The sequence below is a fragment of the Streptomyces sp. SGAir0957 genome (genome assembly GCF_043523415.1).
Window position 1 is genome coordinate 7,557,179 of record NZ_CP027293.1, and the last position, 19,105, is coordinate 7,576,283.

Annotated in this window: 17 protein-coding genes; 3 read left to right on the forward strand and 14 right to left on the reverse strand. The window is 72.4% G+C overall.

All coding sequences use genetic code 11. The features are described from left to right. The first annotated feature begins 125 nt into the window (after window positions 1–125). The gene (locus C1N81_RS39130; RefSeq protein ID WP_394428871.1) at window positions 126–1,364 is read left to right on the forward strand and encodes an IS256 family transposase; all 1,239 of its coding nucleotides are present in this window, start codon (window positions 126–128) and stop codon (window positions 1,362–1,364) included. Here C1N81_RS39130 and C1N81_RS39135 read toward each other — a convergent pair. From C1N81_RS39135 to C1N81_RS39155, 5 genes are all read right to left on the reverse strand, one after another. Further along, window positions 1,332–2,078 carry a TetR/AcrR family transcriptional regulator gene (locus C1N81_RS39135; protein ID WP_394436149.1) on the reverse strand — a complete coding sequence of 249 codons (747 nt, stop codon included), beginning with the start codon at window positions 2,076–2,078 and terminating at the stop codon, window positions 1,332–1,334. The genes C1N81_RS39130 and C1N81_RS39135 overlap by 33 nt on opposite strands. A 65-nt stretch (window positions 2,079–2,143) precedes the next feature. Beyond that, on the reverse strand, window positions 2,144–3,136 hold the full coding sequence (locus tag C1N81_RS39140; RefSeq protein WP_394436150.1) for a beta-ketoacyl-[acyl-carrier-protein] synthase family protein: 993 nt from the start codon (window positions 3,134–3,136) through the stop codon (window positions 2,144–2,146). A gap of 132 nt (window positions 3,137–3,268) precedes the next feature. Then, window positions 3,269–4,090 carry an MmyB family transcriptional regulator gene (locus tag C1N81_RS39145; RefSeq protein WP_394436151.1) on the reverse strand — a complete coding sequence of 274 codons (822 nt, stop codon included), beginning with the start codon at window positions 4,088–4,090 and terminating at the stop codon, window positions 3,269–3,271. 468 nt (window positions 4,091–4,558) lie between these two features. After that, complete coding sequence (locus C1N81_RS39150) at window positions 4,559–5,749, reverse strand: DUF4032 domain-containing protein (RefSeq protein WP_394436152.1); 1,191 nt, start codon at window positions 5,747–5,749, stop codon at window positions 4,559–4,561. Between the two features lie 37 nt (window positions 5,750–5,786). Beyond that, window positions 5,787–6,686, reverse strand: a complete 900-nt coding sequence (locus C1N81_RS39155; RefSeq protein ID WP_394436153.1) for a Gfo/Idh/MocA family protein — start codon at window positions 6,684–6,686, stop codon at window positions 5,787–5,789. Window positions 6,687–6,917: 231 nt separating this feature from the next. On the opposite strand from C1N81_RS39155, the gene C1N81_RS39160 reads away from it, so the two are divergent. Beyond that, window positions 6,918–8,429 (forward strand): MFS transporter, encoded by a 1,512-nt coding sequence (locus C1N81_RS39160; RefSeq protein WP_394436154.1) that lies wholly within the window; start codon window positions 6,918–6,920, stop codon window positions 8,427–8,429. A 4-nt stretch (window positions 8,430–8,433) separates the two neighbouring features. After that, complete coding sequence (locus C1N81_RS39165; RefSeq protein WP_394436155.1) at window positions 8,434–9,054, forward strand: TetR/AcrR family transcriptional regulator; 621 nt, start codon at window positions 8,434–8,436, stop codon at window positions 9,052–9,054. On the opposite strand, the gene C1N81_RS39170 is transcribed toward C1N81_RS39165, so the two are convergent. The 9 genes from C1N81_RS39170 to C1N81_RS39210 all read right to left on the reverse strand — a co-directional run bounded on the left by C1N81_RS39170 (window position 9,042) and on the right by C1N81_RS39210 (window position 19,008). Next, window positions 9,042–10,931 (reverse strand): DUF2264 domain-containing protein, encoded by a 1,890-nt coding sequence (locus C1N81_RS39170; protein WP_394436156.1) that lies wholly within the window; start codon window positions 10,929–10,931, stop codon window positions 9,042–9,044. The two genes, C1N81_RS39165 and C1N81_RS39170, sit on opposite strands and share 13 nt — an antisense overlap. Continuing rightward, the gene (locus C1N81_RS39175; protein ID WP_394438535.1) at window positions 10,928–11,908 is read right to left on the reverse strand and encodes a hydroxyacid dehydrogenase; all 981 of its coding nucleotides are present in this window, start codon (window positions 11,906–11,908) and stop codon (window positions 10,928–10,930) included. Before C1N81_RS39175 ends, C1N81_RS39170 begins: the two co-directional genes overlap by 4 nt. A gap of 23 nt (window positions 11,909–11,931) precedes the next feature. Next, complete coding sequence (locus tag C1N81_RS39180) at window positions 11,932–12,804, reverse strand: carbohydrate ABC transporter permease (RefSeq protein ID WP_394436157.1); 873 nt, start codon at window positions 12,802–12,804, stop codon at window positions 11,932–11,934. Next, complete coding sequence (locus C1N81_RS39185) at window positions 12,801–13,784, reverse strand: carbohydrate ABC transporter permease (protein ID WP_394436158.1); 984 nt, start codon at window positions 13,782–13,784, stop codon at window positions 12,801–12,803. Before C1N81_RS39185 ends, C1N81_RS39180 begins: the two co-directional genes overlap by 4 nt. 31 nt (window positions 13,785–13,815) lie before the next feature. Next, a complete protein-coding gene (locus tag C1N81_RS39190) occupies window positions 13,816–15,171 on the reverse strand; it encodes an ABC transporter substrate-binding protein (RefSeq protein ID WP_394436159.1) in 1,356 nt (451 codons plus the stop codon). A gap of 103 nt (window positions 15,172–15,274) precedes the next feature. Next, window positions 15,275–16,411 (reverse strand): substrate-binding domain-containing protein, encoded by a 1,137-nt coding sequence (locus C1N81_RS39195; RefSeq protein ID WP_394436160.1) that lies wholly within the window; start codon window positions 16,409–16,411, stop codon window positions 15,275–15,277. A gap of 85 nt (window positions 16,412–16,496) precedes the next feature. Then, window positions 16,497–17,285: an arylamine N-acetyltransferase family protein gene (locus C1N81_RS39200; RefSeq protein ID WP_394436161.1), complete on the reverse strand. Its 789-nt coding sequence runs from the start codon at window positions 17,283–17,285 to the stop codon at window positions 16,497–16,499. A 39-nt stretch (window positions 17,286–17,324) separates the two neighbouring features. After that, window positions 17,325–18,620, reverse strand: coding sequence for a cytochrome P450 family protein (locus C1N81_RS39205; RefSeq protein ID WP_394436162.1), 1,296 nt, complete (start codon window positions 18,618–18,620; stop codon window positions 17,325–17,327). 127 nt (window positions 18,621–18,747) lie between these two features. After that, on the reverse strand, window positions 18,748–19,008 hold the full coding sequence (locus C1N81_RS39210; RefSeq protein WP_394436163.1) for a hypothetical protein: 261 nt from the start codon (window positions 19,006–19,008) through the stop codon (window positions 18,748–18,750). Window positions 19,009–19,105: the final 97 nt, after the last annotated feature.

Consider the following 19,105-nt stretch of genomic DNA (forward strand, 5'->3'; position numbering starts at 1 on the left):
GCTGGGAGTGCGCGGGCGTTTGCCCGGGGCGCACTTCCACGGGTGAGTACCGCTCCCTGAACAGGGGGTGGGCCACCGCGTAACTCTCCTTGGTGAAAAGCCAGTTCAACCACGAGGAGTACACGATGGCCCTGTCCCAGTCTGAGCTGATACGGCTGCTTGAGTCACTACGCTCGACCGATGGAATCGAGCTGATCCGCGCCATCGCCGAGCGGATGGTGCAGGAGCTGATCGAGGCCGAAGCGACCGCTCACATCGGCGCGGAGTGGAACGAGCACACGCCGACGCGGACCAACCTCCGCAACGGGCACCGCGAGAAGGTGCTGACCACGCTGGCCGGTGACCTGGATTTGGAGATCCCCAAGGTCCGCACCGGCAGCTTCTTCCCGTCACTGCTGGAACGCCGGCGCCGCATCGATCAGGCCCTTTACGCCGTGATCATGGAGGCATACGTGCACGGCGTCTCCACCCGCAGCGTCGATGACCTGGTCAAAGCACTGGGCGGGGACAGCGGCATCTCGAAGTCGGCAGTCTCGCGGATCTGCGCGGCGCTGGACGAGCCGTTGACCGCGTTCCGCACCCGCCCGCTGGACCATGTCCGCTTCCCCTACGTCTACCTGGACGCGACCTATTGCAAGGCGCGGGTCAACCACCAGATCGTCTCGCGGGCCGTCGTGGTCGCCACCGGCATCACCGAGGACGGCAATCGCGAGGTCCTCGGGTTGATGGTCGGCGACAGCGAGAGCGAGGCGTTCTGGAAAGAGTTCCTGCGCTCGCTGCGTGAACGTGGCCTGTCCGGGGTCCGCCTGGTCGTCACCGACCAGCACTCGGGCCTGGTCGCCGCGGTCCGCAAGGTCATGCTCGGTGCCGCCTGGCAGCGTTGTCGTGTCCATTTCCTGCGCAACGTCTTCAGCGTGATCGACCGGGACTCCGGCGAGATGGTCGCCGCGACGATCCGCACGATCTTCACCCAGCCCACCGCCGACCTCGTGCGCACCCAGCTCGATACCGTCGCCGACATGCTCGGCACCCAGTTTCCCAAGGTCAGGGCCATGCTGCTGGACGCGAAGGAGGACCTGACCGCGTTCGCGGACTTCCCGCCCCGGCACTGGAAGAAGATCCAGTCGACGAACCCGCTGGAGCGGATCAACCGGGAGATCAAGCGCAGGACCGACGTCGTCCAGGTCTTCCCCAACGACGACGCCCTGCTGCGGCTGGTCACCGCCGTGCTCTTCGAGATGCACGACGAATGGATCGCCTTCCCCCGCCGCTACCTCCCCGAAGGCAGCATGGACGAGCTCTACCGTGAACTCCCCGAAAGCGCCCCCGCACTACCCGACACCCCGAACAAGCCAGCCAGTTGATCGCTTACACCACGACGAGGGGCACCATCCGCGGTTCTCGCTGCTCTCATCGGTTCCGCCGGACGAGGCCGCCGTCGCACGGGCGGCCTCCCCGGCGAGGGCGTCGTAGGCCGCCGCCACCAGGGCGGCGAGGTCCGTGGCGTCCTTGTCCGTGCCGCGCGCCCACGCGCGCAGCGCGGCGGTCAGTACCCCGGCGGCGGCGCCGACGACGACGCCGGGGCGCGGGTCCCGGGCCGGGTCGGTGCCGAGCCGGTCGGCGATGATGCGGACGGACTCGTCCTGGGCGTCGACCCGGATGCGCTCGTACGCGGCGAACAGGGCGGGCTCCTCGTCCACGGCGGCGTACAGCTCGCGCAGCCTGGGGCGGTGGTGCCAGCCGGGGCTCTCCCGGTCCGCGAGCCAGTCCGCGACGGCGTTGCGGTACGCGAGGAGCGGGGGTTCGCCCTCGGGCCGCGCGCGCAGCGCCGCGTTGATACGGGCGCCGTCGGCGCGGGTGAAGTCGAGCGCCGCGTCCTCCTTGCCGGAGAAGTGCCGGCTGAACGTGCGCCGCGTCACGTCTGCGCGCTCGGCGATCGCCTCGACGGTGACGGCCCCGAGCCCCCGCTCGAGGACCAGCTCGACGGCCGCCTCCGCCAGCGCCTCACGCGTCCGGCGGGCCTTGACCTGTCGCCGGTCCTCGGGGGCCCGGTCGGGGAGTGGCTCGTTCGCCTTCATGCCTTCACGGTACACCTTAATGTCCCGATGGGACATGAGTCCCGGCGAGACATTCGGCCCGGGTCTCAGGCGTGCCAGTGGCCGTGCAGCGCGGCGGTGGCGAAACCGGGGCCGTACGCGACCATCGTGCCCCGGGCCCCCGGCGCGGGCGGCTCGTCGTGCGTCCGCTCCAGGACCCGCAGGACGCTGACGCCGCCCAGGTTGCCCTCGTCGGTGAGGGTGTCGGTGGAGTGCCGTGCGGCGTGCGCGTCGAGGCCGAGGGCCGCTGCGGTGTCCGTGATGATGCGGGGGCTGCCCGGGTGGATCACGGCGAAGTCGGAGCGACGCTCACCCAGCCACTCCGAGAAGGCGGGCAGTGCTTCACGGGACGCGGCCCGCCCCTCCTTCGTGGCGTCGAAGTGCAGCCCTGCCGAGGTGATCCGGCCCGCCAGGTGGCCCATGGTGTCGGGGAGGACGTGCTCGAAGCTGTCCTCGATGACGAAGCCCGGCCCGAGGGGCTCCGCGCTGAGGACGGTGGCGCCGGCCGAGTCGCCGAACAGGGCCTTGTAGATCATCGCGTCGATCCCGGTGTCGCTGTGGTGGTACACGGCGGAGATCACCTCCGCGGCCACGACCAGGACGGGGCTGCCGGGCCTGGCCGTCACCATGTCCGCCGCGCGGATCAGGCACTTGGTGCCCCCGGTGCACGCAAGCGTCGTATGGCCGAGGGCGCGCGCGGTGGGCCGCATCCCCAGGCGGGTCATGAGGTGCACGTCGAGGTTGGGCACCGACCAGCCGGTGGAGTGCGTCGTGACGATCCCGCCGAGATCCGCCGCCGCGAGACCGGCGCCCGCGAGCGCCGCCTCGGCCGCCTCGTGGGCGAGGTCCAGCGCGTCCGCGAACGCCGTGCGGGCGCGCTCGCCGACCTCTCCCTCGCCCGCCACGGTCGCCGAGGTGAGCGGACGCGTGAAGAAGCGGGCCCGAACGCCGCACCCGGCCACCGCGCGGACGGCCGCCGCGAGCCTGGGGTGGTCCGGGTGGTGCGCGCGTATGTCGTCCGCGATCTCCTCAGTGGTCACCTTGTGGGCACCCAGGGCTGTGCGAGGTCGGGACACGTAGACAGACATGTGATGGCTCCCACGGGGGCTGTAGGGGGTGTGGGGGGCCAGGTCAACCTACGTCACCACGGGCGATGGTTGAAGGTGGGAGAGTCACCCCGCCTGGAGCGCGGGCATACGGGGATGCGCGCGCCGGACGCCGGGATGGAAGACCAGGATCATCAGGCGCGCTCCGGGGGTGGTGAGCGGCTGTGCCGCGCACATGGTCGCCCAGCCCGGACCCAACCGGGCGTGCAGGAGCGGGCGTTCGTCGCCGTCGGGGTGGATGGCCGAGCCGCCCGCCTCGTAGATCGGCGCCGCCTCCGGGTCGGACAGGACCTCCTTCTCGATCTGGCGCAGGGTGTCGTCGTCGGGGCGCGCGGCCAGGGCCGCCCGCAGCTGGGGAAGCAGCAGCGGCGCCCACGCGGTCGTCCAGTCCGTCAGCATGTTCCGCGCGTGCTGGTCGAGGAGCATCCAGCGCATGGTGTTCTGCGGGGGCCGCCGGTCGGGGAAGAGTTCCGTGAAGGCCTCGTTGCAGGCGAGCAGGTCCCAGGAGGCGTCGGAGACATAGGCGATGTGTTTGATGCCGTCGACCGCCTCCTGCCAGACGCCGGGCACCTCCTTGCCGGAGGAGAGATAGAGCGGGCCGGGTGGATCCTGGAGGAGGGCGTAGCGGCAGAGCAGGACCCATTCCTGCTCGTTGAGGCCGAACAGGCGGGCCACGTCGCGCAGCAGCTCGGCCGGCGGGCTCGGGTAGCTGCCCGATTCCAGCCGGTGATATGTCCCGAGGGTGCGGTGCAGCAACTGGTCGACCTGATGCTGCGAGAGGCCGGGCGCGCGCCGGCCCTGGCCCGTGGGGCGGGTGAAGCCGTGGGACTCGGGAGCTATGAGGGCGCGCCGTTCACGGAGCAGGGCGCGGAGCGCCTTCTTGTTCATGGTGGGTAATCCCTCTTCGTACACGCCGAGTTGAGCGTGAGCAGTCTAAATACTCCCATCGCCTTTGGTAATAAACATTGCCCGAAGAAAACGATCAGACGGTCCGTCATGATGAGTGGCGCGGGGTTACCCACCTGCCGGTTTCATCGTCTGTGAGCATGTGGACACAGTGATGGGGCACCTGTGCCCGGCCGCTCGAAAATGGCCGAAATTTCCCGGCGTCGGGTAACTCACGAGCCTTCGGGCTGTTCGTGGAAGAGAGGCGGGACCGGGCCACCTAATTTGTTCGATGTGGCCGGAAAATGCGTTGCAACGACGCACGTCCCTCTCTTGACGCGAGCGGTTCCCGGGGGTCACTGGCTGCGGTCGGTGCCGTCACTCGCCATTACGTAGCGGCCACGGCACCGGCCGCGCCCGGTACTGCGGCCCGCACACCGACCGCGCCCGGTCTCCGACACCGGCAGCGCCTCATTCCGACGTGAGCCTGGTGCGTACGTAGTCCTCCGCCGCGGCGTCCAGGCCGATGTCGTGCTGCGCGCGCTCGGACAGATACCAGCGGTGTTCGAGCAACTCGTGGTAGAGCTCGGCCGGGTCGACCGGGGTCGGGATCCGGTCGCGGACCGCGCGGACCGTCGGCCGGAACACGTCGCGCACCCACCGGTGGGCGAGGACCTCGGGGCGGGCGTCCCGCGCGTCCTCCTGGGTCGCCATCCAGCTCTCCAGGTCGCTCAGGAGCCGCCGCGCCTGGTTCTCCTCCGCGTCCATGCCGGTGAGGCGCAGGAGTTGCCGCTGGTGGTGGCCCGCGTCGACGACCTTCGGCACGAACGTGACGGTGTCGCCGTGCGGGGAGCGGGAGATCTGCATCTCGGCGACGTCGAAGCCCAGGTCGTTGAGGCGGCGGATGCGGCGCTCCATGTAGTGGTGCTTGCCCGCCGGGTACACCGACGTACGGGTCAGCTCGCTCCACAGGTCGGTGTAGCGCTGGCCTATCTCCGTGCCGAACTCGATGGGGTCGATCGACGGGTGCAGCGCCCCGGACGCCTCCAGGTCGAGCATCTCGCCGCTGATGTTCACGCGGGCCAGATCGATGTCGTACTCCCGCTGCCCGTCGCTGAGTCTCGGGTGCAGCTCGCCGGTCTCGGCGTCCACGAGGTAGGCGGCGTACGCGCCCGCGTCCCGCCGGAACAGGGTGTTGGAGAGCGAGCAGTCGCCCCAGGCGAAACCGGCGAGGTGCAGCCGGACCAGGAGCACGGCGAGGGCGTCCATCAGCCGGTGCACGGTCGTCGGGCGCATCGTCGTCTCGAACATGGACCGGTAGGGCTGGGAGCCGCCGAGGTGCCGGGTGATCAGGACCGGTTCGAGCGGGGTGCCGTCGGGCTGCTCGCGGCCCGTGACCACGGCCAGCGGGTCGACCGCGGGGATGCCGATCCGGTCGAGGGTGCGCAGCAGTTCGTACTCGCGCAGCGCGGGCCGCTCCGCCAGCTCCTTCACGGCGACGACCTCGTCACCCGCGCGCGCGTAGCGCACCACGTGCCGCGAGATGCCGCGCGGCAGCGGCACGAGGTACTCCTGCGGCCACTCCTCCAGCGGGATGTGCCAGGGCAGGGCGAGCAGGAGCACCGGGTGCTCGGGGTTGGTGGCGCTGATCTGGAGCGGCATGGTCATCAGCGTAAGCGGCCCGCCGCACGAGCGGATCTCAGTACTGCAGGGAGCGCTCCGCCCCGGCGAGGATCTCCGTGATGCGCAGGCCGAAGCGGGCGTCGCAGGGGGCGGGGGTGCCGGTGCGCGCCGACTCGCGCAGGACGTCGATGGCCACGGCGAAGGACTCCGGGGCGGTGCCGCCCGCCGGCATAGTGAAGACCCCGGCCGTGCCGCGCAGTTCCACCGCCGTCCCGCCGGCCGCCTTGGGCGTCGTCAGGCTCAGCGTCGCCGTGCTGGAGGCGCCGGACGCGTGCGCCATCACCAGGTGCACGGTGTCGCCCGGACCGCTCCGCGCCGTCAGCGCCTCCACGTCACCGAGGATCGGCAGGAGCACCGACAGGGCGTGCGGGCCCACGTCCCACAGGGCGCCGCGTTCGGCGCGCCACGGTGTGGAGGCCCGCACCTCGGCGTCGTCACCGGGCGTGTAGAGGCTGCCGTACCAGTCGGCGCGCCCGGTGAACCAGCCGTCCACGGATGCCTGTTCGGCGATCCAGGCGGCGGGGGCGGGTGCGTAGCGCAGCGTGCAGAAGACGGCCGAGGCGACGCCCGCCGCGTCCACGGCGGCCACGACCGCCCGCGCCGCCTCCGGCTCGGTGGCGAGGGGCTTGTCGAGCAGCAGATGGCAGCCGGCGGCCGCGGCGCGGGCCGCGAGCGGCGCCTGCACGTCCGGCGGCACGGCGAACGCCACGGCGTCGCACGCCGCGAAGAGCGCGTCCACGTCGTCGTACGCGGTCGTGGAGTGCTCGGCGGCGAGTTCGGCGGCGGCCTCCGGGCGGCGCCCCCAGACGCCGGTGAACTCGGTGTGCGGATGGGCGGCGAGCGCGGGGGCGTGGGTCCGCCGGGCCCAGGGGCCGGTGCCGACAAGTCCGAAGCGCAGCGCGTCAGTCGAGGTCATGACCGGCAGTATCACCCGGACGCGGCGCGCACCGCAGGCACGGGCGGTTCCGCGCGGCGCCACCGGACCGCCCGGGCGGCGGTGGAGGGACGGTCAAGAGGCCCGGTGCGGCGCAGACAGCGGGCCCCCGGGTGGTGAATACTCATTCACCGAGCGGGTGAATGCCGATTCACCCGCTCGTCCCGTCCCGACGCGCCGGGCCGCCCGCCCGCCGCCCCCGGCAGGAGCCCCATGGACGCCGCACCCGCCCCGATACCGGATCCCGCACCGGACCCGGCTCCGGCCCCGGCAGCAGACCCCGCGCCCGGGCCGCCGCGCCTGCGCGAGCGCCTCACCGTGCCCGTGCTCGCCTTCGGCGGCATCCTCATGGCCGTCATGCAGACCGTCGTCGTGCCGCTCCTGCCCGACCTTCCCCGGCTGACCGGCGCGTCCCCCGCGGCCGTCTCGTGGATGGTCACCGCGACGCTCCTGGCGGGCGCGGTCCTCACCCCGGTGCTCGGCCGGGCCGGTGACATGTACGGCAAGCGCCGCGTGCTGCTGATCGCGCTCGGCCTGATGACCGTCGGCTCGGTGCTCTGCGCGCTGACCTCCGACATCCGCGTCCTGATCGCGGCCCGCGCCTTGCAGGGCGCCGCCGCGGCCGTCGTGCCGCTGTCCATCAGCATCCTGCGCGACGAACTCCCGCCGCACCGCACCGGCTCCGCCGTCGCCCTGATGAGCTCCACGGTCGGTGTCGGCGCCGCCCTCGGGCTGCCGCTCGCCGCGCTGATCGTGCAGTACGCGAACTGGCACGCCATGTTCTGGGCGACCGGCGCCCTCGGCGCGCTCGGCCTGGCGCTCGCCTGGTGGGCGGTGCGCGAGTCGCCCGTCCGGTCACCGGGCCGCTTCGACGCCCTCGGCACGGCCGGCCTGGCCGCGGGCCTGATCTGCCTGCTGCTCGGCGTCTCGCAGGGCGGGCAGTGGGGCTGGGGCAGCGCCCGCGTCATCGGTGTGTTCGCGGGCGCGGCGGTGACCCTCGCCCTCTGGGCCTGGCACCAGCTCCGCACCGCCCGCCCTCTGGTGGACCTGCGCCTCGCCGCGGGGCGCCGCGTCGGACTGCCGCACATAGCCGCGCTCTTCACCGGCTTCGCCTTCTACGCCAACTCACTGGTCACCGCCCAGCTCGTGCAGGCTCCCGTCGCCACCGGCTACGGCCTCGGCCTGTCCATCGTCGCGACCGGCCTGGTCATGCTGCCCAGCGGCGTCATCATGCTGCTGTTCTCCCCGGTCTCCGCCCGCGTCTCCGCCGCCCGCGGCCCCCGCACCACCCTCGCCGTCGGCGGCGTCGTCCTGGCCCTCGGCTACGCCGTCCGCATCGCCGACAGCACCGACCTGTGGGTCATTCTTGTCGGCGCGGCCGTCGTGTCGACCGGCACCACCCTCGCCTACTCGGCGCTGCCGACACTGATCCTGCGCGCGGTCCCCTCCCACGCGACGGCCTCCGCGAACGGTGTCAACGTCCTGATGCGCACCATCGGCCAGGCCGTCTCCAGCGCGGCCGTCGCCGCCGTCCTCGTCCACCACACCACGCGCGTGGGCGGCGCCGACGTACCCACCCTGTCCGACTATCAGCTCGCCTTCGCCATGGCGGGTACGGTCGCGCTCGTGGCCACGGCCGTCGCCCTCGCGGTCCCGTCCGACACCGCGCGGGAGGGCGCGGCCGCGCCGGTCCCCGTCCAGGCGGCGTCGACGAAGGGAGCGTAGGACGATGAGCACGGCGTACGCGGGTGAACGGGCGTCCCGCGCCGGACGCGGCGACGCGGAGGCGACCAAGGCGGCCATCATGAAGGCGGCCCGGCACCTGCTCGCCCGGCACGCGCACGGCGACATCACGCTCAAGGCGATCGCCGAACGGGCCGGGGTCAGCCCGCCCCTCATCCTCAAGTACTTCGGCAACAAGGACGCCTTGTTCTCCGGTGTCATGAACTTCGAGGCGGACGTGGAGACGTTCCTCGACGCGCCGCTGGAGAACCTGGGCGCCCACATGGTCCGCCAGGTCCTCACCGGCCAGGCCGAACGCGGCGCCGACCCCATCCTGCGCATCGTCTTCGCCCCGCTCCACGGCGAACAGGGCGAGATCCTCCGCGCCAACTTCCGCTCCCAGGTCAGCGGCCGCCTGGCACAACGCCTCCCCGGCGAGGACGCGGGCCTGCGCGCCGAACTGGCGGTGTCGATGCTCCTGGGTCTGGGCGTCATGTACGGGATCGCCCGCGGCCCGCATGTGCGGACCGCGGACATAGAGGAGGTGGTCACGCGTTACGCCCCGGCTGTGCAAGACCTCCTAGGGGCGCGGGGAACTGCGCGACCAGCCCCCACTCAGCCGCACTGAACGCGCAGCGGCTCGTACGCCACGAAGGTCTCGAACCCATCGGCCCACCGCACAGTCAACTCCGCGTCCTGCACATGGACGTCGGCCACTATGTCGGCGAGCCCGGAATCGGACTCCCCGCCAAGGCAGGCCAGCGCCACAAAAACCCCGTCCCCCTCGACACCGGCCGAAAGCCGAGGCACGCGCACCCACGGCTCGAACGCCGTCCCCTCAGGCGCCCGCACGGCATCCCGCGACTCCCACCCGTACAACCCCACCAGCTCGGAGCGGACCGCATCCGCCGCCCACCCGGTGAGGGACACCCGGGCCCCGTGCGGCGCCCCCACGACCCGGTGCACCCGCACCTCGTAGCGGCCCCGCACCACGGTCACGCTCTCCACGCGGAGCCCCGGCACCATCGGCGGCCCCGACGGGAAGACGGGCCGGTGCCATGACGCGGCCCAGCCCCAGCCGTCCCCGTGCTCCGCGCCGAGCGGGTGGATCCGGCGTCGTACGCTCGCGGCGCCCCCGACCTCCACCGACAGATGGTTGTCGGCGATGTTGGCGCGGGAGGTGGGCCCGGTGTGCGTGGAGTACGCGTGGCGCCCGTACAGCGGGTCGTCCTGCGCGGCGGACTCGCCCTCGTGCGGCCGCACATGGTCGCTGCCGTGGTTGTGGAGGCGGACGATCCCGTCGTCCCGCGTCGACTGCACGAGCAGGCCGGGCGCGGGCAGGGCGAGGACCCGGTCGGCGCCCTCGACGGGGGCGGCTTCCTCGGTCGCGGTCCACAGCGGAGCGTCCTGCGGTGCGAGCAGGGCGACGAAGCCCTTCGACGCCCAGTACGGGGACGCGGGCCCCGAGTACGGCTGGAGGGTGGCGGTGTGCGGGCCGTGCCAGCCGAGGCTGAGCAGGCCGTCGTCGGTGACGCCGCCCCGGTCGAGGAAGTAGCGCAGGTTGCCGCTGATGAGGCGGCGCGAGGCACCGGGGGAGAGCGGGGTGTGGCCGGTGACCGCGCCCGCGCCGACCGCCGCCGACGCGGCGAAGCGGTAGGTGAGCGAGCGCCCGAAGTGGATGGGTGCCCCGTCCCCGCCGAAGAGCAGGGAGAAGCTTTCCAGGTGCTCGCGCAGGCGGGGGCCGAAGCGCTCGACGAGCACGGTGTCGCCCGACAGGTGGGCGTGGAGCATCGGGTACAGGTGCAGGGCCCAGCCGTTGTAGTGGTCGAAGGCGCGGCCGTCGCCGTCCGCGTACCAGCCGTCGCCCCGGTACCAGGTCTCCATCAGGTACAGCGCGCGCTCCGTCGCGCGGGCGGTGGCCGCGTCGCCCCGGCCCACCGACTCCAGGAACGACGCCACCATGAAGGGGAACAGGTACCAGTTGTTCGGGGCGGGCGTGTGGTCGATCGCGCCGCGCAGCCACTGTTCGGCGCGGTCCTGTACGTCGCCGTCGAGCCGGTCCCACAGCCATGGGCGGGTCAGCATGAGGCCGAGCGCCACCGACGCGGACTCGACCATCGGCTGGCCCTGCACGTGGTGGTCGAGGATCAGCGGCCACGACTCGGCGTCGTCGGCGCCGGGCGTACGGGTGCCGGCGGTGAGGCCGCTCGCGTACCGCTCCAGGAGGTGGTGCGGGTCCTTGCCGTCGGCGCCCGCGATCCGGAACCCGGCCGCCAGGAACGTACGGGCGTAGCCTTCGAGGCCGTCCGAGCGGACGCCCGACGCGGACGGGCGGCCCGGCAGGTCGAGGAGGGCGCCCTCGGGGGTGGCCCGGCGCCAGGCGGCGGTGAGCAGCCCGTCGGCGACGGCCTCCCAGTGGGCGCGGGTGTAGCCGGTGTACGGGCTCAGCGCCCGGTCCTCGTCGGGAAGGTCGAACGGTACTGCCTTGCCACCAGGAACGCTCATGCGAGGAACGCCAGCCTTTCGCGTCGTACGGGATGGGCGAAACCGTCGCCCGCGGCCCAGCGCGCCACCTCGCCGACGGCCGTGTCGGCGAGCCGCTCCCACTCGCTGCCCTGCGATCCGGCGAGGTGCGGGGTGATGAGCGCGCCGGGGCAGTCCCACAGCGGGTGGTCCGCGGGCAGGACCTCGGGGTCGGTGACGTCGAGGACGGCCCGGACGCGGCCCGCGCGGACCACGTCGGTGAGTGCGTCCTGGTCGACGACGGCGCCGCGCGAGGTGTTGATGAGGGTGGCGCCGGGCCGCATGGAGACGAGCAGGTCGCGGCTGACGAGGCCGCGGGTGGCCGGGAGCAGCGGCGTATGGACGCTCAGGAGGTCGCTGCGGGTGAACAGGTCGGGCAGTTCGACCCACTCCACGCCGAGTTCGGCGGCTTCGGCCCCGCTGACGTACGGGTCGTGGAGCAGGACCTCGTAGTCGAAGGGGCGGAGCAGCTCGATGACGCGGCGGCCGATCAGGGAGGCCGAGAGGAGGCCGACGGTGCGCCGGTAGTTGCCCACCTCGTGCGGGGTCAGCAGCCAGGCGTCGCGGGCGCGGTCCCGCCGGTAGTCGCGGGCGCGCTCCAGGACGTGCTTGCCGTGCAGGAGGAGCATGGCGAGGGTGTACTCGGCGACGGGCAGCGCGTTGGCGGCCGCCGCCGAGGTGACCTGGAGGCCGCGTTCCCAGCAGGCGTCGGTGACGTGCCCGCGCACCGAACCGGCCGCGTGCACCACAGCTTCGAGGTGCGGGGCGGCGGCCAGGACGTCCGCGTCGAGGGGCGGGCAGCCCCAGCCGGTGACCAGGACCTCCACGTCGGCGAGGATCTCCTTCGCCCGTACGGTCGTCAGGTCGTCCAGGGCGGGGAGCGGCGCCAGGTCGCAGACGCCTCGGAGCGCGGCCACGGACCGCGGCGTGAAGACGGCCGCCGCGGCCTGGGGGGACATGGCGAGCGCCACGCGGGGCCGGCTCACTTGACCGCCCCCGCCGTCAGGCCGGAGCGCCAGAACCGCTGGAGGAGGACGAAGGCGAGAATGAGGGGGAGGACCGCGAGAAGCGAACCCATGATCACCACCGGGTAGTACTCGGGAGAGACGGACGCCTGGCTGTTCCACTGGTAGAGGCCCAGGCTGACCGGATAGAGGTCCTGGTTCGACAGCATCACCATCGGCAGGAAGAAGTTGTTCCAGATGGCGGTCAGCTGGAAGAGGAACACCGTGATCAGGCCGGGCCCGAGCATGCGCAGGGCGACCTTGACGTACGTGGTCAGCTCGCCGGCGCCGTCGACCCTGGCCGCCTCCAGGACCTCGTTCGGCACATAGCCCTGCGCGAAGATCCGGCCCAGGTACACGCCGAACGGGTTGAACAGGACCGGGACGAACACCGACCAGAAGGTGTTGACGACGCCGGTCGCGGACGCGATCAGGTACAGCGGCAGCGCGAGCACCGTCTGCGGCACCATGACCGCGGCCAGGACCAGGCCGAACAGCTTCTCCTTGTGCCGGAAGTGGTACTTGTCGAAGGCGTACCCGCAGGCGACGCTGATCAGCGCGCCGATCGCGGCGCCCACGACGGCGTACAGGAGGCTGTTGCCGTACCAGCGGCTGTAGAGGCCGCCGTCCATCGCGAACAGGTCCTTGACGTTCTGGACCGGCGAGAAGTCGCTGAAGGACAGGATGTTGCTGCTGAAGAGCGCGTCGCGGGACTTCGACGCGGCGAGGACCAGCCAGAGGACCGGCAGCAGGGTGTACAGGACGGAGATCGCGACGACCGCGTTGACGGTGGCGCGGCCGAGCAGGCGCGGGCGCAGCAGGGCGGGGTTTCCGGACGCGACTGTGCTCATCGGGCGTTCTCCTCGGCCGAGTCGACGCGGTTGGTCCAGCGGGTGACGCCGTAGGAGAGGGCGATCGTCAGGATCAGGAGGATCACCGAGGCGGCGGCCGCGAGGGAGTAGTTGTTGCGGTTGAACGCCGCGTCGTAGATGTACATGCTCGGCGAGAACCGCGAGTTGATCATCTGCGACGACTGGTGGAGCAGCATCGGCTCGGTGAACAGTTGCAGCGCCCAGATCAGCGTGAACATCGCGACCATGACGATGGAGGAGCGCACCAGCGGCGCCTTCACCTGGAGCGCGGTGCGCACCGGTCCCGCGCCGTCGACCACGGACGCCTCCAGGACCTCACGCGGAACCGCCTGCAAGGCCGCGTAGAAGACGACCATGTTGTAGCCGAGATTGCTCCACAGGGCGATGTTCACGATCGACGGCAGCGTGGTGTGCAGGCCGAGGAAGTCGACGGTGATGTCGGCCTTGCCGAGGATGTCGATGATCGGGCTGATGCCGGGCGTGTAGAGGTACAGCCAGATCAGCGAGGCGATGATGCCGGGCACGGCGTGCGGCAGGAACAGGCCCAGCTGGGCCGAGGCGCGCAGCCGTACGACGCCCGAGTCGAGCAGCAGCGCGAGCGCGAGCGAGCCGAGCACCATCAGCGGGATGTAGATCACGCAGTACAGCGCGACCGTGCCGAGCCCCGACAGGAACGTCGGGTCGGTGAGCACGGCGGCGTACGAGCGAAGGCCGACGAAGACCCTGCGCTCCGCGCCGAAGCCGAGGCCGGGCTGGTCGTCGCTGAAGAAGCTCAGCCACACCGCCGTGCCGACCGGGATGAGGAAGACCAGGACGAGGAGGACGAAGAACGGCGTCATGAGGACGCCCGCCGCACCGTTGCGGCGGCGTCTGGCCGCCTGGTGCGCCTTGCGCCCGGCGGCGTCGGCCGACTCCCGCGGCGCGGGCGGCGCGGCGGGGGCATGGGTGGTCGCGGTCATGGGGTCACCTGCCTTTCGGGGTGCGGGCGCTTCACGAGGAGTGCTGGGTGGTGGCGAGGCCGAGCGCCTTCAGGTCCGGCATCGTGCCGTCCTGCGCGGCGCGCACGGAGGACAGCAGGCTGCCCGATCCGGCACCCGCGCGCGCGAAGGCGTCCTGCATGACCGAGGCCGTCGCGGACATGCGCGGGCCCCACACCCAGCCGTCGTCGATCTTTTGCGCCTCCTGCTCGAAGAGGGTGTAGATGTCCTGGCCGCCGTAGTACGCGCGGTCGAACGCGGCGCGGCCCACACCGATCAGCCCGGTCGCCGCCGGGTACTGGCTGCTCGCGCCGCTGGAGAGCCGGGCTTTCAGGGCGTCCGGGTGGGAGACCTGCCACTCGATGAACTCCATCGCGGCCTCCGGATGCCTGCTGTCCTTCGTCACCGCGAACGTCGAGCCGCCGTGCGTGCCGAGCGAGGGCTTGTCCGGGGTCCACTGGGGGAGCGGGGCGATACGCCACCTGCCCTTCTGCTCGGGGCGCGCGTTCATCTGCGCGCCCGCGTCCCAGGCGCCGCTCAGCCGGGTCAGGATCAGGCTGTTGCCGATCTGCGCGTCGTAGACGCGGGCCGTGGAGGAGTTGACGTACACGAGCTTCTCGTCGATGAGGCGCTGCCAGTACGCGGCCACCTTGCGGGTCGGCGCGTCCGCCATGGAGACGTTCCACGCGCCCTTCGACGTGTCGAACCACTGCGCGCCGGCCTGCCAGGACCAGGCGGCGAACTGCGTCATGCCGTCCGTCGGGAACGTGCCGACCCGGCGGCCCCCGCCCGTACGGCGCACCTTGCGCGCCAGCTCCATGTACTCGTCCCACGTGCCGGGGACGTCGAGGCCGTACTTCGCGAAGAGGTCCTCGCGGTAGTGCATCACCATCGGCTCTATGTCGAGCGGCACGCTGTACGCGCGTTCCTCGAACGTGGTCTGGGCCAGGGACTGGGGCAGCAGCTTCGCCCGCAGGTCCGCGCTGATCAGCGAGGTGATGTCCCGGGCGACACCGTCGATCGCGAAGCCCGGGAGCTGCGGGTACTCGATGGTGACGATGTCGGGGGCGTTGCCCGCCCGCGCCGCGTTGCTGATCTTCAGATACCCGCCCTGTCCGCCGGAGGGGATCTGTTCGTAGTCGACCCGGATGTGGTCATGGGTCCTGTTGAACGCGTCGACCACTTCCTGGCTGCCGCGCAGCGAGGACCAGAACGTGATCGTGGTCGTGCCCTTGGTGCTGGTGGTACCGGACTTGCTGCTGCTCCCGGATGACGCGCTGCCGTTTCCGCTGCAGGCGCTCAGGGCGCCCGTCAGCGGCAGCGCGGTGATCGCGGCGAGCACGGATCGACGGCTCTGTCGACCAGGCATGGGCGCCTCCCGCGGCTCCTGCGTGTTCGAGTCACGGGAATCCTGATCGGCTGAGCGGTCACGGTCAATAGATCGATCAGAAGAAAATGAAACGGTCAAACGCTCACGCGAGGGGCTGCGTTGCGGTCACGGCGGCCGGGGCCTGCGTGGACCCGCGGACCTCCAGCGTGGGCAGCAGCTCCATCCGCCGCACCGGGCCCCCGGCGCGCCCCGGCACCGGGTCCTGGAGCCGGCGCAGAAGCAGCTCCGCGGCGGCCCGACCGACGTCCGCCTTGGGCGGCGACACGGCCGTCAGCGGCGTGCTGCCGAGCGCGGCGACCACGTCGTCGTACGCGATCACCGAGCAGTCCTCGGGGACTCGTACGCCGCTGTCGCGCAACGACTGCACCAGCATCAGCGCGTCCACGTCACCGTGCAGGACGGCGGCGGTCGCCCCCAACTCGGCCAGCAGAGCCGGAAGTTCGACGTCCTTCCCGGTGCTCTCCGCCCCCGGGTCGGAGGCCGCGCCCGGGGAGCTGAGAGCGATCGCCCACGTGTCGACGTCCGGGTGGTCGGCCGCGATGCCGGTGAACGCCGCGCGCAGGGCCCGCGCCGTCGGGCTGTCGTCGCGCGCGGCCAGCACGATACGGCGATGGCCGAGGCCCGTCAGGTGCTCCACGGCGAGGTGGATGCCGTACCAGTGGTCCGTGCAGACCGTGTCCAGGGCGTGCAGCGCGCTGCCGCGCCGCGGCCTGCGCTCCATCACCACGGCGGGCACGTCGAGCCGGGCCAGCCAGGCGTAGTCCGCCTCCTCCATGGCGCGGCTGCGCCAGCGCGGCGCGATGAGCAGTCCCCGCGCGCCCTCCGCCAACGCCCGCTCCACGATCGGCTGTTCGGCGCCCGGGGCGGTCGGGGCTATGTGCAGCGCGATGCGCACACCGGCCTCCTCGAAGGCGGTGCGGGCGCCGTGCAGCGTCTCGTACAGGTAGGCGTGGCGCTCGGGCACGACGAGGGCGACCGGGCCGCCGTCCGCCTGGGGCGGCGCCGCGGGCGCGGCGGGCTGCTCCGTCTCGGGCAGCACCGGGCGTGCCACGCCGTGGCCGCGGCGCAGCTTGCCCTCCCGGGCCAGCTCCTCCACGTCACGGCGGAGCGTCACCACCGACACCGCGAGTTCGGCGGCGAGGTCGCTGACCCGGGTCGCGCCGCGCGACTGCACGACGGCGAGAATCCGCTGCCGCCTGAGATCGACCGGTTCGCGCATGGTGGGGCCCCCTCGCTGGCACTGTTCGTTTGAGCGCTTCGGTGAACGCTTCGGCCGCAGCATAACCAGCGGGCGCGGGGCGGGGTCAGCCCTCGGTGCTGTCCGGTTCCGGTGGGAGACGGTCGAGGGCGATGCCGAAGTACTGGTCGTAGACGTCGCGTACGGCGGAGTCCGTGGGCAGCTCGGTGCGGGTGCGCTCCGCGGCGACCGTCGTGGTGAGCGTATGACCGCTGAGGGTGATCCGTCCCTCCTGCGTCAGCAGCGAACAGACCAGGGAGCGGGTGAAGTGGGAAGCGGGGGAGGTGCGGTGGTACCAGGCGCCCGCCTCGAAGTCCCGCAGCGCGCGCGGGCGCTGGTCGAGCAGGTACTGCGGCTGCCCGTCGCGCAGCACGAGCAGATCGCCCCCGGCGGCGTCCTCCACGCGGAAGACGCCGCCGGGGTCGGCCTGGTCGCCGCGCTCCCCGTACCGCAGCGGGAAGTGGGTGTGCGTGCCGAAACCGATGTCGGCTAGCCAGTCGGTGCCCGCGCTGTCGCGCACGCGCAGGGCGAGATGGTCGTACGGGATGCCGAACCGGCCGCCCTCGCCCGCCGCCCGCGCCTGCAACAGCGTCACCTCGAAACCGAGGGCGGTGAGCAGGGCGGCGAACGCCCCGTTGAGCTCGTAGCAGAAGCCGCCGCGCCGCCGGTCGACCAGCTTGGCGACGAGCGCGTCCGCGTCGAGCGTGATGTCCTCACCGAGGTGCACGGAGAGGTTCTCGAACGGCACGGTGCGCAGGTGCGCCAGGTGCAGGGCGCGCAGCGCGGCGCCCGTCGGGGCGGCGGGGCGCTCCGCGCCGATGCGGGCCAGGTAGGCGTCGATGCGCGGTCGCTCCATGGGGACGGTCTCCTGAAGGGCTGGGGCTGGAACTGGGGCTCAGGGCTGGGGCGCCGGCGCCTCGGGTCCCGGGCGGACCGGCAGGCGGCGGACGCTGTTGCCGACGAAACCCGCGTGCGCGGGCAGCTCCTCGTCCGGCACGGCGAGGTCGAGGGCGGGGAACCGGGTGAACAGCCGCTCCAGGGCGACCGTCGCCTCCAGGCGGGCCAGGGGTGCGCCCAGGCAGTAGTGGGCGCCGTGGCCGAGCGAGAGGTGGCGGCCGCGCCCCGGGCGGGTGAGGTCGAAGCGGTCGGCGTCCGGGCCGTGGGCCGCCGGGTCGCGGCCCGCGCCCGAGTAGCCGGCGAGCACAGGGGTGCCGCGCGGGATCACCGTGCCGTCGACAGTGAGGTCCCGGGTCGGATAGCGGAACGGGAAGTAGCTGACGGGGCTGTCCCAGCGCAGGGTCTCCTCCACCACGTCGCCCCAGGTGGCGGTTGCGTCCTGCACCAGGGCGAGCTGGTCGCGGTGGCCGCACAGCGCCCGCACGGCGTTCGTGATCAGGTTGAGCGTCGTCTCGTGCCCGGCGACGACGAACAGGATGAGCGTGCCGATCAGCTCCTCCTGACCGAGCCGGTCGCCGTCCTCCTCGCGCGCCGCTATGAGGCCGCTGGTGAGATCGTCCCCCGGCGCCTGCGCCCGCGCGGCGGCGACCTGCGCGAGCACGGCCACCATCTCCTTGTTCGCGGCGAGCGCCTCCTGCGGGGTCGTGCCCGTGGAGACGACCTGGCTCGACAGATGGTGCAGGCGGTCCCGGAACTCCTCGTCGACGCCGAACAGTTCGCAGATGACGCGCATCGGGAGCGGCAGCGCGAACCGGGAGCGGAGTTCCACGACGCCCTCGGCGGCCGCCTCCCGGGCCACCCCGTCGAGCAGTTCGTCCACGATCCGCTCGACGCGCGGCCGCAGCGCCTCCACGCGGCGGGCCGTGAAAGCGCGGCTCACCAGGGACCGCAGCCGCCGGTGGTCCTCGCCGTCCGCCGTCGTCATCCCGCGCACCGTCGCGAACGTGCGCAGCGGCCAGCCGGGCGGGATCCGGCCGTCCGCCAATGCGGTGAAGTGCCGGGCGTCCTTGGCGACGTCGGGGTGGGCCAGGAACTCCCGGAGCGCGTCGTGGCCGAGGACGAGCGCACCCGGCACGTCCCCCGGGAGCAGGACCGGGGCGACGGCGCCACCCTGCTGCCGCAACCGTGCGTTGAGTGCGTGCGGGCAGCCACCGGCGGGGTCGAGGCGGTACGCCCCGCCGGACGGGGCGGAGGTGGTGGTGGAGTGCGCTGCGTCGGCTGATGGCGAGGTCATGCGGGGCTCCTGACGCGGGGGCGGGCCGGCGCGGGGCGGGCCGGCACGAGGGCGGGCCGGCGCGGGGAGCGTGCCGGGCCCGGGAACCGGCCCGTCGAAGACCCCCGCGCTCGACGGCCTTCGGATCCTAGTGCGCACGCGGCTCCACGCCCAGGTCGTAGATCCGCTCGAGCAGCCACGCCTCGTTGCCCGCGAGGCCCGCCCGGCTCAGCGCCTCGTCGGCCTCCGCGATGGGCACCGCCAGTACGGACGCGGTGGCCGGCGGCTCTGTGCCGGAGAGTGCGGCGCGCGCGGTGTGCAGCAGCCGCAGGCAGGCCTGTGCCGCCGCCAGCTCGTGGTTCCTCGTCGGCCTGCGGTCCTGCTGATCGAAGTCCCTGGTCCCATTCATGGTTCCCACTCTTGCGCACGGGTCTGACAATCCGTCTCCAAGCGGGCAGAGCTAGCCTCGTGTGAGCCGCGGATCACCTGGCCGGGGCACATGCGAG

Excerpts from the sequence above, each read along its gene's own strand:
- C1N81_RS39130 (WP_394428871.1), top strand. The coding sequence starts at position 126 with ATGGCCCTGTCCCAGTCTGAGCTGATACGGCTGCTTGAGTCACTACGC.
- C1N81_RS39135 (WP_394436149.1), bottom strand. The coding sequence starts at position 2,078 with ATGAAGGCGAACGAGCCACTCCCCGACCGGGCCCCCGAGGACCGGCGA.
- C1N81_RS39145 (WP_394436151.1), bottom strand. The coding sequence starts at position 4,090 with ATGAACAAGAAGGCGCTCCGCGCCCTGCTCCGTGAACGGCGCGCCCTC.
- C1N81_RS39150 (WP_394436152.1), bottom strand. The coding sequence starts at position 5,749 with ATGCCGCTCCAGATCAGCGCCACCAACCCCGAGCACCCGGTGCTCCTG.
- C1N81_RS39155 (WP_394436153.1), bottom strand. The coding sequence starts at position 6,686 with ATGACCTCGACTGACGCGCTGCGCTTCGGACTTGTCGGCACCGGCCCC.
- C1N81_RS39160 (WP_394436154.1), top strand. The coding sequence starts at position 6,918 with ATGGACGCCGCACCCGCCCCGATACCGGATCCCGCACCGGACCCGGCT.
- C1N81_RS39165 (WP_394436155.1), top strand. The coding sequence starts at position 8,434 with ATGAGCACGGCGTACGCGGGTGAACGGGCGTCCCGCGCCGGACGCGGC.
- C1N81_RS39170 (WP_394436156.1), bottom strand. The coding sequence starts at position 10,931 with ATGAGCGTTCCTGGTGGCAAGGCAGTACCGTTCGACCTTCCCGACGAG.
- C1N81_RS39175 (WP_394438535.1), bottom strand. The coding sequence starts at position 11,908 with ATGTCCCCCCAGGCCGCGGCGGCCGTCTTCACGCCGCGGTCCGTGGCC.
- C1N81_RS39180 (WP_394436157.1), bottom strand. The coding sequence starts at position 12,804 with ATGAGCACAGTCGCGTCCGGAAACCCCGCCCTGCTGCGCCCGCGCCTG.
- C1N81_RS39185 (WP_394436158.1), bottom strand. The coding sequence starts at position 13,784 with ATGACCGCGACCACCCATGCCCCCGCCGCGCCGCCCGCGCCGCGGGAG.
- C1N81_RS39190 (WP_394436159.1), bottom strand. The coding sequence starts at position 15,171 with ATGCCTGGTCGACAGAGCCGTCGATCCGTGCTCGCCGCGATCACCGCG.
- C1N81_RS39195 (WP_394436160.1), bottom strand. The coding sequence starts at position 16,411 with ATGCGCGAACCGGTCGATCTCAGGCGGCAGCGGATTCTCGCCGTCGTG.
- C1N81_RS39200 (WP_394436161.1), bottom strand. The coding sequence starts at position 17,285 with ATGGAGCGACCGCGCATCGACGCCTACCTGGCCCGCATCGGCGCGGAG.
- C1N81_RS39205 (WP_394436162.1), bottom strand. The coding sequence starts at position 18,620 with ATGACCTCGCCATCAGCCGACGCAGCGCACTCCACCACCACCTCCGCC.
- C1N81_RS39210 (WP_394436163.1), bottom strand. The coding sequence starts at position 19,008 with ATGAATGGGACCAGGGACTTCGATCAGCAGGACCGCAGGCCGACGAGG.